The sequence below is a fragment of the Streptomyces sp. NPDC048637 genome (assembly GCF_040650675.1).
Lineage (GTDB): Bacteria > Actinomycetota > Actinomycetes > Streptomycetales > Streptomycetaceae > Streptomyces.
In genome coordinates, this window is the sequence record NZ_JBEZHQ010000015.1 from 82,814 (window position 1) to 97,028 (window position 14,215).

A 14,215-nucleotide genomic window follows, 5' to 3' on the forward strand; every position below is an offset into this window, starting at 1 on the left:
TTCTCGTAGGTCTCGTAGGTGTGGTCGCTGCCGTTGCCGGGTAGGGCTGCCGCTCGGCTTGTCACGTGCTCTCCCCCACGGTGCTGATGCCTCTGGTGCCTGACTCGCTCATACTTCGAATGTCATCGGTGCCCTGACCGGCAGTTCGCTCCCCGTCGCGGCGAGCGCCTCGGCGACCGCCGTCGCCTGGGCCCGCACGGTGTCCAGGTCGAAGAGCCGTCCCACGCGTATCGCGTCCGGCCAGCGCCGTTGCAGCCGCAGATGCAGTTCCACGACACGCCGCGAATTGCCGCCGGCCGCGAAGAAGCCGTCGCCGAGCCCGAATTCGTCATGCCGCAGCACCTCGGCCCACAGCACGGCGATCTCCCGTTCCAGCGCGTTCCCACCGCGCCCGGCAGGGGCGATGTCACCGTTCACGTACGCCCCCGGCCTCTCGGGCTCTGCTTCGGAGTGCCGTAGCAGGGCGCGCAGTGCAGTCTCATCCGTCTTCCCGACAGCGGTCAGGGGAATGTCAGCGACCTGGACGAAGCGTTCGGGAACGGCCTGTTCGACCAGCTGGCCGGCGCAGTGCGCCAGTAGGTCACGGACCGTGGGCGCGGCTGCCGCCGTCCGGTCCGGGGACCAGAACCCCACAAGGGTGTCCCCGGCACGCTCGTCGGTGACGCCGAGCACGGACGCCCGACGCACCGCGGGGTGACTCTCCAGCACGGCCTCGACGGCGTGCCGCTCGATCCGCGCCCCACGCACCTTCATCTGCCCGTCCTCCCGTCCGCCGAATTCGACCTCGCCCGCAGCGTTGACCCGGGCAAGGTCTCCGGTGCGGTACATCCGGGCTCCGGGGACGTCGGTGAAAGGGTCTGCCACGAAGCGGCCCGCAGTCTCGGCCGGACGGCCCGCATAGCCATGTGCGACTTGAGGACCGCCGATGTACAGCTCGCCGAGCGTGCCGCCGGGTGCCGGGGACAGGTCGTGGCCAAGGACGTACGCCCTCGTGGAGGGCCCGATGGGGCAGCCGATCGGAAGGGACTTGGCGGGCCCGACCGGCTCCTGGGAGTCCGGTACGAGGTGAGAGAGAACGCCGACCGTTGTCTCCGTCGGGCCGTACTCGTTCCACAGCCGGGTGCCAGGCAGCGTCCCGTGGTGCGCGCCGGCCAGACCCTGGGGGACCGCCTCGCCGCCGAGGATCAGGGTCCGCAGATGGAGGTCCGCGCCAGACATATGGGGCAGCATCAGCCGGTAGAAGGAGGGCGGCGAGGCGGCCGTCCTGACCCGCCAGGTCCTTATGAGCGCTGCGGCCGCCGCCGCGTCGGGCAGCCTGCGCGCGTCCGGCAGCACCGTCGTACCACCGGTGCACAACGCATGGAAAAGCAGCAGCAGCGCCCCGTCCCACGCCAGCCGGCACGGGGCGAAGGTGGCTCCGCCGGGCTCCTCGCCGCGCCCGGCCATCAGGTGCGCGAGGTTGGCTCGGCTGACCACGACCGCCTTGGGTGCGCTTGTCGAGCCCGAGGTGCTGATCACGTACGCCGGGGCGGCACCCGGCACTTCGGCACGCGGCGCGGGGGCGGGCGGGGCCTCGGCCACCGCGGGCGTTGCGGGCGTTGCCGACAGGTCGTGCAGGGCGATGCCGGAGGCCAGCGCCCGGACCGTCTCCGGGGTGGTGGCCGCGTCGGCGCCGTCGAAGACGACGGCCGCGCAGTCGGTGTCGCCGAGCAGGGCCCGGACGCGGCCGGCGGCCGGCTCGGACGGCTCGTGCTGCCCCGGCTCCACCACGCACCAGGCTGCGCCCAGGCGCAGCGCGGCGACCATCCCGACGACCGTGCGTACGCTCTGCCGCTGGTACAGCAGCACGACCTGGCCCCGGCCCGGCCGTACCGTTCCCCTGGCGGCAATCCGCGCGGCCAGCTCCCCGCTCTCCTCGGCAAGTTGCCGGTAGGTGAGCGTTGACTCGCCGACCACTAGGGCTGTGTGGTCGGGCGCCGAACGGAAGTGGCGCTCCATCAGCGTCAGTACATCCACGGCGGCCGGGTCGGCGAGACCGGTGACGGCCTCGCGGGCGATCATCCGCGCCGTCCGTAGACGTGGAATCCACGTCCGCTCTTGCGGCCGCGGTGCCCCTTCCGCACCAGCTCCAGCAGCAGCGAGCACGGCTCGTAGCGTGCGTCCCCCGTGGTCTCCAGCAGGACATACAGCGTGTCCACAATGGTGTCCAGGCCGATGAGGTCGGCCGTTCGCAGGGGGCCCATCGCGTGCCCGAAGCAGTCCTGGAAGATGCGGTCCACGGTCTCGGCGTCCGCGGTGCCGGCTTCCACCCGGGCCGCCGCGTCATTGACCATGGGCATCAGTACCCGGTTGGAGACAAAGCCCGGGGCATCGTTGACCACATGTCCCCGCTTGCCCATCCCGGACAGCAGGCTGAGCGTCGCGACGAGAGCGCGGTCGCCGGATCGTGGCCCGCGGATCACCTCGACCGCGTCCTTGAGATAGACCGGGTTCATGAAGTGCGTGCCGAGCACCCGGTTGGGGCGCCGGGTGTGCGCGGCGAGGGTGGCGACAGGGATCGCGGAGGTACATGAGGCGAAGACGGTGTCGGGCAGACACACCGCATCCAATTCCTTGAACACCGTTTCCTTGACGACCATCCGTTCCGGCGCGCATTCGATGACGAAGTCCACGGCGTCGAGAGCGGCGGTGTCCGGCGCCCAGCGAATCCGGCCGGGCACCTCGGCCGCCGGGACGGCACCCTGCGTACGGCGCAGCAGCCTGGCCGTGCGCAGGCCGTCACGGAGCTTGCGTGGGCCGTCGTCCAGGGCCTCGTGAACGGGGTCCACGACCACGACGGGGTGACCGGCCTCGGCGAGGCTCTGCGCGACACCGACGCCCATGGTGCCCGCGCCGACCACTCCGACGGCGGCCCTCCCGGCACTGTTCTCGCTCCGCGGATTGCTCAACGGTCTCTCCAGGGTGAATTCGCGTCGGTGTCGACGACCCGTACGTGGGCGGGCATGAGGGGCGGCGAGGCGGCACGGTCCAGGCCCATGACGACGCGCCCGTCCGCCGCCCGCTCGATCACCTCGAAGCCGCTGAAGCGCAGGTTGACCAGCATCACGCGGTTGACGGGCGTGGGGACGAACTCCGCGACCGGGCGCAGGTCCCTGGTCAGTGCGTCGCGTACGAGGTATCCGATCAGGGCAGGCCCGACGCCGCGGGAGATCACCCGGCAGGACAACAGCAGCAGCCGCAGCACACTGGCGCCCTCCGTGCCGGCCGACCCGTCCTGCGCGCCGTCGGTGTGCTCGGTCAGCGCCAGGCCGATCGTCCCGTACGAGCCGAAGCGGTCGGTCAGTGCGGCGACCAGCACCCGGTGCCGGGGCGAGACGCACAATTCCCGCAGTTCCTCCAGGTCGTAGGTGCGTCCGGTGGTGTTCAGCTGGTGGGTGCGGACCGTCAGCTCATGCGCGCGGGCCAGGTCGTCCTCGGTCGCACGGCGTACCGAGAGCTCCAGGTCCAGGGAGGCCAGGAACTCCGCGGGCGCCCCTTCGTAGGTGTCCTGGGCTTCTTTGCGCCGCAGTTCGCCGCGGTAGAGGGCGCGCCGTGCACGCGATTCATTGGTGACGAACGGTGGCTGGAATTCGGGGAGTTCTGTCAGGAGCGCGGCCTGGGAGGCCGGGTAGCAGCGCACTTCGGGGAGGGCGGCGGCCACCTCGGCGCGTTCCATCCGGTCGTTGTCGATGAACGCCAGCGTGTCGAGGCCGATGTTCAGCCGGGCGGCAATGCGGCGCACCGCATCGGACTTGGCGCCCCAGCCGATGTCGAGCAGTGTGAACAGATCGTCCAGTCCCTGCGCGGCCAGGTGGGCGGCCGCGGCCTGGGGGTCGCTGCGGCTGGCGACCGTGTGCAGGATGCCGCGTTCGTCCAGGGTGCGCAGGGCGTCGGTGGCCGCGGGGAACGCCAGCGGTGCGTCGCCCTCCAGCACGGTGCCGTCCCATAGGGTGTCGTCCAGGTCCCACACCAGGCACTTCACCGTCGGTGCCGTGGCGGAGGGCGGGAGCGGCGGGGTGCCCGTCTCGTCCGTCATGCCGACACCTCCTGTCCGGCGCCGGCCGCAGACGTGCCCGGCGCGGTCGGCCGCGGTCCGGGGCCGGACGGCCGGAGGCCGTGCTGCCGGAACATCCTGTCGGCGATGTGCAGCTCGGCCGCCTGCGGAGATCCTTCGATGATCTCCATCACCTTGGCGTCCCGGAAAAAGCGGCCGGCTCGGCTCTCGGGGCCGCAGCCCGCGGACCCGAGGATCTGTACGGCGCTGCGGCTCGCTTCGACGGCGGCACGGGCGGCCGCGTACTTGGCGACGATGGTCGCGGTCATGGCGCGCAGGTCGCTGCCGGTGCGTAACTCGGCTGCCCGGCACGACAGTTGGCGCGCAGCGTCGGTCCCCACGGCCGACCGGGCCAGCAGAGATCCGACCAGTTGGTGACCGGCCAACGGGACGCCCCCCTGGGTGCGGCGCACGGCGTGCTCGGTGGCGTCCGCGATACATGCCTCGGCCATGCCCACGCAGCCCCAGGCGACGGTGAACCGACCATGGTCCAGCGCGGTGGCCGCGACATGGGACAGTCCGGCCCCCTCGGGAGCCACCCGGTTCTCCCGCGGCACCACCACGTCGTCGAACTCCACATGCGCGATCTCGGCGGCACGCATGCCGAGCTGGCCACTCACCGGCTCGCGGCGCACGCCCGGCCGGTCTCCCTCCACCAGCACCGCGACCGGCCCGCCTGCCGACCGGCCGAGCACCAAGAACACGTCAGCCGTCTGCCCGAAGGTGATCCATCGCTTACGGCCGGTGACCACGAGCTGCCGTCCGTCGTCCTCGACCCGGCTGCCCACATGTGCCAGCGCGCTGCCCGCTTCCTGCTCGGTGGCGGCGAATCCGGCGATCCGCTCGCCACCGGCCAACAGAGGCAGCCAGTGAGCGCGTTGGTCCTCGGTCCCCCAGCGCAGCAGGGCCGCAGCCACCATGCTCTGGACGGTGAACAGACCACGCAGGGAACTGCACGCCCCGCCCAAATGGGCGCTGATCTCTCCCAGTTCGGCCTGCCTGGCCTCCGCGCCGCCGTGGCCGCGCGGCACGGCGGCACCCAGCAGGCCCGCCTGGGCTACCGCACGGCGTACGTCCTCGGGCAGCGCACCGCGCAGCTCCCAGCCCGCGGCCCGGTCGCGTAGGGCGTCGGCGAGGTCGGCGGCCGCCTGGACGAGGGCACTCCCCCGGCTACCGGAGGGGATCATGGCCGGTGGCGAACTCGGGGGTGGCGGGCTGGGCAGCGGCAGGTTCATGGACGTCCACCGGTTCGGCGGCGGCGCCCGCGGTCTTCCGTGCGACGAAGTCGGCGACGCCGGCCGCGGTGCGGAAGCTTTCGAGGTCCAGGTCCTCCACCTCGACGGTGAGCCGGAAGCGCTCCTCGACGAAGGTCACCAGCTCCAGCGCGAACAAGGAGTCCGCCAGTCCCAGCGCGAAGTAGTCGTCCTCGGGCCGGATGCCCTGCCTGAGCGCCGCGGTGAGAAACTCCGTTATCTCGCCAATGGTTGAGTTCATTGCGTCGACTCCCCGGCTCCGATCTCCACCAGCAGCAGACTCCATGCCGCCACCGGGCTCACATTGATCAGCACTGCGCGGTCACCCTCGGCCAATTCCTTGCGTTCGAGGGCCGTATAAAGATTCAAGAACACATCGTTCGGACCTAGATGCCCGAATTCCCGGAGGTTGTCGCGACAGGCCGGGAGTATGTGCACTCCAAGGGATTCCTCGGTGAATCCGAAGCTCCCCGAGGAAAGATTCTGCGTGACGTATCCCGCCACATCCCGGCGCGTCATTCCATTGCGCTTGAGGAGCCCCTCCAGCAAGCCCGTCAGTCGGTTGCGGGTCTCCACCGCCAACCGGAAGGAGTATGTCGCCGGGTCCTGGCAGCGCTCCCGCCAGCTGCCGCTCGGCAGGTCCCGGTACGCGACCTGGAACAGGTCCCAGTACTTCCCGTTCGTCTCCTGGACGATGTCCAGCAGCCGCACAGAACCGGTCCTGGAGAGCACCAGCGCGCCGCCGCCGTCCCCGTTGACGGTCACCGGGTGCCGGTAGCGCCCCCGCATCGCGGGGGTGCTGCCGTGGGCGACCAGTACGTGGTCGAGCTCCGGGTCGGCAGCGAGCAGGCCACGGGCCGTGAGCAGGGCCGGAGTCAGCGAGACGCAGCCCAGCCCGCCCACCGTGAAAGTGAGCGCGTCCCGCGCCCCGAGCAGTTCCTGGAGGCGGGTCGCCTCCGAGCTGAGCAAGGTCTGCGGGGCGCGCGATTCGACGACTATCAGCGCGTCGGCGTCCTGCGCGCCGAGACCCGCCGCGGCCAGCGCCTCGTGTGCCGCACGCTCGGCCAGACCGACCGCGTCCGGCTCCCTGTCGGCCCGTATCCGCTCGATTCCCAGCCCCAGGCAGACGCTGCGCTCGGCCGGCGACAGCCCGGCCAGTTCCGGCAGTTCTCCGATGTGTGCCGAGGACTCCGGTAAGTGCCAGGCCGCGGCGCGCACGGCGAGCGGCGCTCGGCTTTCATAGGCGGGCGGTACGGTCACGGACCCTCATCTCCAGGCATTCCTCAGCACGGAGCGGAGCACTCGCTCATGACGAACACCCGCCCCATGGCGTTATCGCCTCGTGAGCGACTCCATCCGGGGCGCGATACGCCCTCGGAAGGAATTCCAACCAATGCGCCCACACCCGGTCAAGGTTTTGTGAAGTGGTCCGCATCCGCATTCCGCGAGTGGTCTGCCGCTGTCAGCCGCGGAGCATCTCGGCAGCCCGGAAGGCGAGATCGAGTGACTGGCTGTGGTTGAGCCGCGGATCGCAGGCGCTCTCGTAACGGCGCGGCAGATCCTCGACGTTGACCGCACTGCCGCCGCCGACGCACTCGGTCACGTCGTTGCCGGTGAGCTCCACATGGATACCGCCGGCGTGCGTACCCAGCTCCCGGTGGACCTCGAAGAACCCCTGGACCTCGTCCAGGATCACGTCGAAGCGCCGGGTCTTGTGGCCGCTGGGGGTCTGGTAGGTGTTGCCGTGCATCGGGTCGCAGACCCAGGCGACCCGGGCGCCGTCCGCGACGGCCTTTTCCACCAGAAGCGGCAGTCGGTCGCGCACCCGCTCCGCGCCCATCCGCACCACGAAGGTGAGCCGGCCCGGCTCGCGGACGGGGTCGAGCCGGTCGACGTAGCCGAGGATGTCGTCCGGCCGGGTGTCCGGGCCGATCTTGACGGCGATGGGGTTGCGGATCCGGCTGAGGAAGTCGATATGCGCGCCGCCCAGTTCGCGGGTGCGCTCGCCGACCCAAATGAGGTGGCCGCTGGTGGCATACGGCAGTCCTGACCGCTCATCCGTACGTGTCAGCGCCCGCTCGTAGTCCAGCAGCAGCCCTTCGTGACTGACGAAGAACTCCGCGGCGTGGACCCCGTCGGGCCGCACACCGCAGGCGCGCATGAACAGCAGCGACCGCTCGATCTCGTCGGCCAGTTCCTCATAGCGCCGGCCCGCGGGCGAGTCGGTGACGAATCCCCGGTTCCAGGCGTGCACTTGGTGCAGGTCCGCGAAGCCGCCCTGGGTCAGGGCCCGCACGAGGTTGAGCGTGGTGGTGGACGCGTCGTAGACACGTCGCATCCGACGCGGGTCGGGGCGCCGCGCGGCCTCGGTGAACTCCAGCCCGTTGACCGCGTCGCCCCGGTAGGCGGGCAGGGTGACGCCGTCCCGGGTCTCGGTCGGCAGCGAGCGGGGCTTGGCGTACTGCCCGGCCATCCGGCCGACTTTGACCACGGGCACCGACGCGGCGTACGTGAGCACCACGGCCATCTGCAGCAGAGTGCGCAGCTTCGCGCCGATCGCGTCGGCGGACGTCTGCCCGAAAGTCTCCGCGCAGTCTCCGCCCTGGAGCAGGAACGCCTCGCCGCGCGCAACCGCCGCCAGCCGGTCCCGGAGCCGGTCGCATTCCTCGGCGAAGACCAGTTGGGGGGCGGCGCTCAACTCGGCGACCACCGCATCGCGTTCCGCCTCGACCGGCCACTGCGGCTGCTGCGCTGCCGGAAGTCGCGCGCCCAACGACGCCGTCGGGTGCGGCAGTTGCGCCGGGCGTTGCGGGGCGATCCGCGACGAACCAGTGCGGCTGTCCTGTGCGGGTTCCTTCATCACAGCCCCCAGAATGGGATTGAATTCATTTCTGCTACGTCTGGCGATGTCAGATACAACCCGCGCGGCAACGGCGTGGTCAAGAAATGACGGAGTGGCCCGTATCGGCATCCTTCGATTGGTCTGGATCCCCTCGATGCGCGACTGGTTCACTTACCGTGCACTTTCACCCAGCCGAATAGAAAAGCCTGCGAACCCAAGGACTGAGATGCCAGGCATTACACCGGTCAACGCCGCCGGAAAGGTGGCAGACAGCGAATTCTCCGCCCGCTTGCCGAAGGCGGTTTCCCCTCTTTCCGTACGCGTCACCACCGTTCCGCTGCCCACCCACGACCCGCTGGCGCTGTACTGCTCATTGGCCGCGGCGGTCGGCCGCGGCGAGGTGTTCTTACTGGAGAGCCTCGCCGGGCCGCAGGCAGACCGCCGCCCGGCGGTCGTCGGCCACGGCCGGCTCGCCGAGATCAGGCTGTTCGCCGCGCATGTCGAGATCGACGGCGCGGGCCCGCTGCGCCGTGGGCTGGGCACCGCCGCCGAGCGGGCCGGGCTGACCCGTGACGACCTCACCCACGAGCATCACGACCGGTTCCGCTTCAGCGGGTCCGCGCAGGTGTGGGCCCTGTTGCGAGCGGCCCAGGAGCTGTTCTCCGTGGAGCGTGAGCTGCCCGGCAGCGGCTACGCCTTCGGCTTCCTGACCACGCTGGGGTACGAGGCCGCCTGGCATATGGAGCCGCTGCCCGCGCGGGCTGCCTCACGTGGCGGTCCGGACGCCACCGTGACGCTGTTCCGGGAGACCGTCTGGTACGACCAGGAGACGGGCGAGGTGCGGCTGCTCACCGCCGACTGCGCGGCCTTCCCGCCGACGACCGGACCCGATGTGGCCGCCCTCGCGGCACACGCCGCCGGTCCGGCGTCCGAGCTGGATCCCTGTCCCGAGGCGCCCGCGCCGCACTCCGTGCAGGACAGCGTGGAGCGGGCGACCTTCCTGCGGTGGGCAGAGCGGTGCCTGGAGCACATCCGGATCGGGGACATCTACCAGATCCAGATCGGCCATCGCATCGACGTCCGCACCGAGCTCCGCCCCGAGCAGGTCTATCAGCGGCTGCGCTCCCGCAATCCCTCGCCATACATGTACTTGTGCCCGCGCGGCGCCGACACCTTGATAGGCGCCAGCCCCGAACTGCACTTCCGCACCGAGCGGGACGACGCCGGCGAACACGACGGCCAGGGCGACAGCATCGTCATGCGGCCGATCGCCGGCACCACCCGCCGCGGGCCCGACCCGGAGGAGAACGAGCGCCGCGTCAAGGAGATGGTCACCAGCTCCAAGGAGCAGGCCGAGCACGTGATGCTGGTGGATCTGTGCCGCAACGACATCGGCCGGGTCGCCCGCGCCGGGTCGCTCGTCGAGGACGGTCTGATGACCGTCGAGGCGTTCTCGCATGTCTTCCACATGGTCTCGACGATCAGCGGACGGCTGGAGCCCGGCACGGGGGTGTGGGAAGCGATGGCCGCCACCTTCCCCGCCGGGACGATGACGGGCGCGCCGAAGCTGCGTGCCATGGAGATCATCGATGGGATCGAGGAGCAGCCGCGCGGCATCTACGCGGGCGCGCTCGGGCTGGTCGATGTGGACGGCTGGAGCGAGTTCGCGCTGTGCATCCGCACGATCGTTCACGACGGCGAGGTCTACTCGACCCAGAGCTCGGCCGGGATGGTCGCCGAGTCGACGCCCGAGGCCGAGTGGAACGAGACGCTGGCCAAGATGGGCGCCGCCTACTGGGCGTTGACGGGTGGAGAACTGCTGTGAAGATTCTGCTGGTGGACGCCTATGACAGCTTTGTCCACATCATCGACCAGTACCTGCGCACGCTCGGCGCCCGCACCGAAGTGGTCCGGGCCGGCACCCGCACTCCGGGGCAACTGGCCGCTATGGAGCCGGATGCCGTCGTGCTGGGCCCGGGACCCGGTCACCCGTCTACGTCCGGCCATGTCGAGCTGGTGCACCAATTCGCGAGGAGCACCCCGCTGCTGGGAGTCTGCCTCGGGCACCAGGCGATCGCGCTGGCCTACGGTGGCCGCATCGAGGTGGCGGACCATCTGATGCACGGCAGGACCAGCACGGTCGAGCACAACGGGGAGGGCGTGTTCCACGGTCTTGAACAGCGCACCGTCGCGACCCGCTACCACTCGCTGATCGTTTCCCGGCCGCTACCGGAAGAGCTCCAGCTCACCGCGACCGCGACCGACGACGGGTATGTGATGGGACTACGGCACCGGAGTCTGCCCGTGGAGGGGGTGCAGTTCCACCCGGAGAGCATCATGACCGAGAGCGGCCTGCGGTTCTTCGAGAACTTCCTCGCCGTCGGCGTGCGTTGAGCACATCCGGGCCAGGGGCGCGGCCGCTCAGGCGCAGCGATAGGAGCGGCTCCCCCGCCCGGTCAGTTCCGTGTAGGCGTCCGCGACCACCCTCAGCGCCTCGGTCACCCCCGACCGCGGGACCGCCGCATAGCCCATGACCAGGGCCGGCCTGGCCTGCCAGGGCCGGTGATGGCAGTAGCGGCCGCCGCGCACCAGGACGGACCGCTTGAGCGCCAGGGCGGTGAGCGCCGCCTCGTCGGTCCGGTGGGGCAGCAGGACGTACGCGTGCAGCCCGGCCGCGGAACCCGCGATCCCGGCGTCCGGCAGGAAGGTGCGCAGTCCCTTCTCCAGCGTCTCGCGGCGGGCCCGGAAGCGGGCACGCTGGCGCCGCAGATGGCGGTCGAACACCCCGGTGCTCAGCAGTTCGGCGAAGGTCAGCTGGGTGAAGACCTCACAGCCCAGGTCCCGTTGGGAGCGGATCTGTTCCAGCAGGTCGCGCAGCCGGGGCGGCACCGCGAGCCAGCCCAGCCGCAGCCCGGGGGCCAGGGATTTGCTGGTCGTGCCGGCGTACAGGACACGATCCGGGGACTGGCGCTGGAGGGCCGCCGGACGCGGGCCGTGCGCCAGCCAAAGGTCTCCGTCGTAGTCGTCCTCGATGATCCAGCCGTCCACGTCCTGAGCCCAGCGGGCGAGTGCCTCCCTGCGCTGCGGGCTCAGGGTGACACCGGTCGGGAACTGGTGGGTGGCGGTGACCAGGACGGCCCGTACGCCGGTACGGGTCAGCGCGGCGACGTCGATGCCGTGTTCGTCGACGGGTACCGGCCGGGGCATGAGTCCGGCCTCCGCCACGAACTGCCGCTGCTGCGGATGGCAGGGTTCCTCCACCCCCAGTTCCTCGATGCCCAGCTGTGGTAGCGCCGCGCAGACCAAGCCCAACGCCTGGGCGAAGCCGGAGACCACCATGATGTGTTCCGGCGTGGTGTGCACTCCTCGTACCCGTCCCAGGTAGCGGGCCAGTTCGCCACGCAGCGCCGGGACCCCGGAGACCTGCGGGTAGCCGAAGTCGCGGCGGTCCATGCGCTGCAGAACCCCCTGATAGGCGGCGAGCCATTCGCGCTGCGGGAAGCTTCCGGCGCCCGCGCCGCCGGTGCGCAGATCCCAGCGGACCGACGGGGCGCCGCCACCGTCCAGCAGCGTGGGGACTTTGTGGGCGCTCGACAGATGCGGGGCGACCCGGGTGCCGGAGCCCTGGAGCGCCTCCAGGTAGCCCTCGGCGATGAGCTGTCCGTACGCCTCCACCACGACGCTCCGGGAGACGCCCAGGTCCTCGGCGAGCTGTCGGCTCGACGGGAGCCGGGTGCCGGGGTGCAGTGCGCCGTCGGTGATCTCCTGTTTGAGGGTTTCCTGGATCTGTGTGGTCAGCGGAAGTCCGGAATCCCGGGTCACATCGATCAGCGTATTCCAGGTCACCTTTCCGATCCCCCTTCACTCTTGGTGCGCACAGCGGAAATGGTCCGCCGGTAGGCACCTCAACTGGTCTGGCAGTGGATTGCGTTCGCGCACACACTGAATTGCGGTCGAATTGGCCGCCACGGCGCGTGAATTCCGCTGCTCGGCGCTGTTCCTCGCTTCCGCTGCTGAATTTCGCGCGGCACTTCCCCGTACGTCCCGCCCGCACCACTCGTCCGAAGGAGAGCACCGTGACGGAGTCGCAAACGGCCCTTTCCTGGCCCGGGATTCTCAGCGCGCTGCTGGCCCGCCAGGAGCTGCCGGCCGACAGCACGGCCTGGGCCATGGATCACGTCATGCGCGGCCTCGCCTCGCCCGCCCAACTCGCGGGTCTGCTGGTCGCGTTGCGCTCCAAGGGCGAGACTGCCGGTGAGATCACCGGCCTGGTCCGCGCCATGTACGAGCACGCGGTGACCATCGACGTCGCCGGTCCCACTCTCGACATCGTCGGCACCGGCGGAGACGGCAGCAACAGCGTCAACGTCTCCACGATGTCCGCGATCGTGGCGGCCGCCGCGGGCGCCCGGGTCGTCAAGCACGGCAACCGCTCGGCGTCCTCGGCCTGCGGTTCCGCGGACGTCCTGGAGGAACTGGGTATCGCCATCGACTTGCCGCCCGCCAAGGTCGCACAGGTCGCCGTGGAGGCGGGCATCACCTTCTGCTTCGCCCCCGGATTCCACCCCGCGGCCCGCCACGCGGCGCCGACGCGACGGGAGTTGGGCGTGCCGACGGTGTTCAACTGCCTGGGCCCGCTGACCAACCCGGCCTCCCCCACCGCACAGGCGATCGGGGTGGCCGACCGTCGGCTGGCGCCGCTGATCGCCGAAGTCCTGGCCGGTCGCGGCGGTTCCGCGCTGGTCTTCCGGGGCGACGACGGGATGGACGAGCTGACGGTCACCACGACCTCTTCGGTCTGGTCGGTCGCACACGGCGAGGTGCGCGCCGAAACCTTCGATCCGCGCGATATCGGCATCGGCTATGCGCCCCAGGAGGCGCTGCGGGGCGGCGACGCCCCATACAACGCCGCGGTCGCCAGGGACCTGTTCGCGGGTGCGCGGGGGCCGGTGCGGGATGCCGTGCTGCTCTCCGCGGCGGCCGGCCTCGCGGCCCTGGAGCCGACCGAGGAGCCAGTCACCACGCGGCTTGAGGCCGGAGTGCAGCGTGCGGCGCGGGCCCTGGATTCGGGGGCGGCGCACGAGGTGCTGCAGCGCTGGACGGCGCTCACCGCGAAGCTCGTGTCGACGGGCTGAGCGGCGGGGTGCCCACGACGGTCGGGGTGCCGGGCGCGGGGCGTGCGGCGGCGAGCAGTCCGGCCACCGCGTCGGCGGGCCGGCCGTGGGTCACCAGGTGCTCACCCACCAGCACCGCGTCCGCGCCCCAGACTCCGTACGCGAGCACGTCGTCGGGGCCACGGACGCCCGATTCCGCGACCTTGACCACATCGTCCGGAATACGCGGGGCAAGCCGTTCGAAGACGGTGCGGTCGATATGCAGCGTTCGCAGATCGCGCGCGTTGACACCGATCACCCTCGCCCCGGCCGACAGCGCCCGGTCCAGCTCATGGCCGTCGTGCACCTCGACCAATGGGGTCAGCCCGAGGCGGCCGGCCAGCTCGATCAGGTCGACGAGTTCGGGCTGCCGGAGCGCCGCAACGATCAGCAGCGCCAGGTCGGCACCGTACGCGCGGGCCTCCCACAGCTGATACGGCGTGACGAGGAAGTCCTTGCACAGCACGGGGATACCGACCCGCGAGCGTACGGCCGCCAGGTCCGCCTGGGTACCCCCGAAGCGGCGCCGTTCGGTGAGCACACTCACCACCGCGGCCCCGCCGCTCTCGTACGCGGCGGCGAGGTCGGCCGGCTCCGGGATGTCCGCCAGCGCGCCCTTCGACGGACTGCGGCGTTTGACTTCGGCGATGACCTGCACACCGGGCCCCCGGCGCAGCGCCACGACCGGGTCGAGTGCGGGCGGCGCGGAGCGCACCTGGTGCACCAGCACCTCCAGCCCGGTCCTTGCCTCGCGCTGCCGCACATCGACCCTGACTCCGTTGACGATCTCGTCGAGCACGCTCATGACTGGTTGTTCCTCCGGGACGGTGTACAGGGATGCGGTGCGGCCGGGTGCGCCGAGGCGGCCCGCCGG

General features: G+C 70.9%; 12 protein-coding genes. 3 read left to right on the forward strand and 9 right to left on the reverse strand.

Going from position 1 to position 14,215, the window contains the following annotated elements:
- Positions 1 to 108: 108 nt before the first annotated feature.
- The 7 genes from AB0C46_RS20215 to AB0C46_RS20245 all read right to left on the reverse strand — a co-directional run bounded on the left by AB0C46_RS20215 (position 109) and on the right by AB0C46_RS20245 (position 8,209).
- Entirely contained in the window at positions 109 to 2,061 is a 1,953-nt protein-coding gene (locus AB0C46_RS20215; protein WP_362829243.1) for a non-ribosomal peptide synthetase, read from the reverse strand.
- Positions 2,058 to 2,948, reverse strand: coding sequence for a 3-hydroxyacyl-CoA dehydrogenase family protein (locus tag AB0C46_RS20220; RefSeq protein WP_362829244.1), 891 nt, complete (start codon positions 2,946 to 2,948; stop codon positions 2,058 to 2,060). Before AB0C46_RS20220 ends, AB0C46_RS20215 begins: the two co-directional genes overlap by 4 nt.
- Positions 2,945 to 4,075, reverse strand: a complete 1,131-nt coding sequence (locus AB0C46_RS20225) for an HAD-IIIC family phosphatase (RefSeq protein ID WP_362829245.1) — start codon at positions 4,073 to 4,075, stop codon at positions 2,945 to 2,947. The genes AB0C46_RS20220 and AB0C46_RS20225 overlap by 4 nt, the downstream gene beginning before the upstream one ends.
- Positions 4,072 to 5,280, reverse strand: a complete 1,209-nt coding sequence (locus tag AB0C46_RS20230) for an acyl-CoA dehydrogenase family protein (RefSeq protein ID WP_362829246.1) — start codon at positions 5,278 to 5,280, stop codon at positions 4,072 to 4,074. Before AB0C46_RS20230 ends, AB0C46_RS20225 begins: the two co-directional genes overlap by 4 nt.
- A complete protein-coding gene (locus tag AB0C46_RS20235; protein ID WP_362829247.1) occupies positions 5,264 to 5,587 on the reverse strand; it encodes an acyl carrier protein in 324 nt (107 codons plus the stop codon). Before AB0C46_RS20235 ends, AB0C46_RS20230 begins: the two co-directional genes overlap by 17 nt.
- A complete protein-coding gene (locus tag AB0C46_RS20240; RefSeq protein WP_362829327.1) occupies positions 5,584 to 6,522 on the reverse strand; it encodes a 3-oxoacyl-ACP synthase in 939 nt (312 codons plus the stop codon). Before AB0C46_RS20240 ends, AB0C46_RS20235 begins: the two co-directional genes overlap by 4 nt.
- Positions 6,523 to 6,808: 286 nt before the next feature.
- The gene (locus tag AB0C46_RS20245; protein WP_362829249.1) at positions 6,809 to 8,209 is read right to left on the reverse strand and encodes a class II 3-deoxy-7-phosphoheptulonate synthase; all 1,401 of its coding nucleotides are present in this window, start codon (positions 8,207 to 8,209) and stop codon (positions 6,809 to 6,811) included.
- A 205-nt stretch (positions 8,210 to 8,414) separates the two neighbouring features.
- On the opposite strand from AB0C46_RS20245, the gene AB0C46_RS20250 reads away from it, so the two are divergent.
- Positions 8,415 to 10,013, forward strand: a complete 1,599-nt coding sequence (locus AB0C46_RS20250) for an anthranilate synthase component I family protein (RefSeq protein WP_362829250.1) — start codon at positions 8,415 to 8,417, stop codon at positions 10,011 to 10,013.
- Positions 10,010 to 10,582, forward strand: coding sequence for an aminodeoxychorismate/anthranilate synthase component II (locus AB0C46_RS20255; RefSeq protein ID WP_362829251.1), 573 nt, complete (start codon positions 10,010 to 10,012; stop codon positions 10,580 to 10,582). Before AB0C46_RS20250 ends, AB0C46_RS20255 begins: the two co-directional genes overlap by 4 nt.
- Positions 10,583 to 10,609: 27 nt before the next feature.
- Here the strand turns inward: AB0C46_RS20255 and AB0C46_RS20260 are convergent, their stop codons facing one another.
- The gene (locus tag AB0C46_RS20260; RefSeq protein ID WP_362829253.1) at positions 10,610 to 12,034 is read right to left on the reverse strand and encodes a PLP-dependent aminotransferase family protein; all 1,425 of its coding nucleotides are present in this window, start codon (positions 12,032 to 12,034) and stop codon (positions 10,610 to 10,612) included.
- A 230-nt stretch (positions 12,035 to 12,264) separates the two neighbouring features.
- On the opposite strand from AB0C46_RS20260, the gene trpD reads away from it, so the two are divergent.
- Positions 12,265 to 13,323, forward strand: a complete 1,059-nt coding sequence (gene trpD, locus AB0C46_RS20265) for an anthranilate phosphoribosyltransferase (protein ID WP_362829255.1) — start codon at positions 12,265 to 12,267, stop codon at positions 13,321 to 13,323.
- Here the strand turns inward: trpD and trpC are convergent.
- A complete protein-coding gene (trpC, locus tag AB0C46_RS20270) occupies positions 13,295 to 14,146 on the reverse strand; it encodes an indole-3-glycerol phosphate synthase TrpC (RefSeq protein WP_362829256.1) in 852 nt (283 codons plus the stop codon). The genes trpD and trpC overlap by 29 nt on opposite strands.
- Between the last annotated feature and the right edge of the window lie 69 nt (positions 14,147 to 14,215).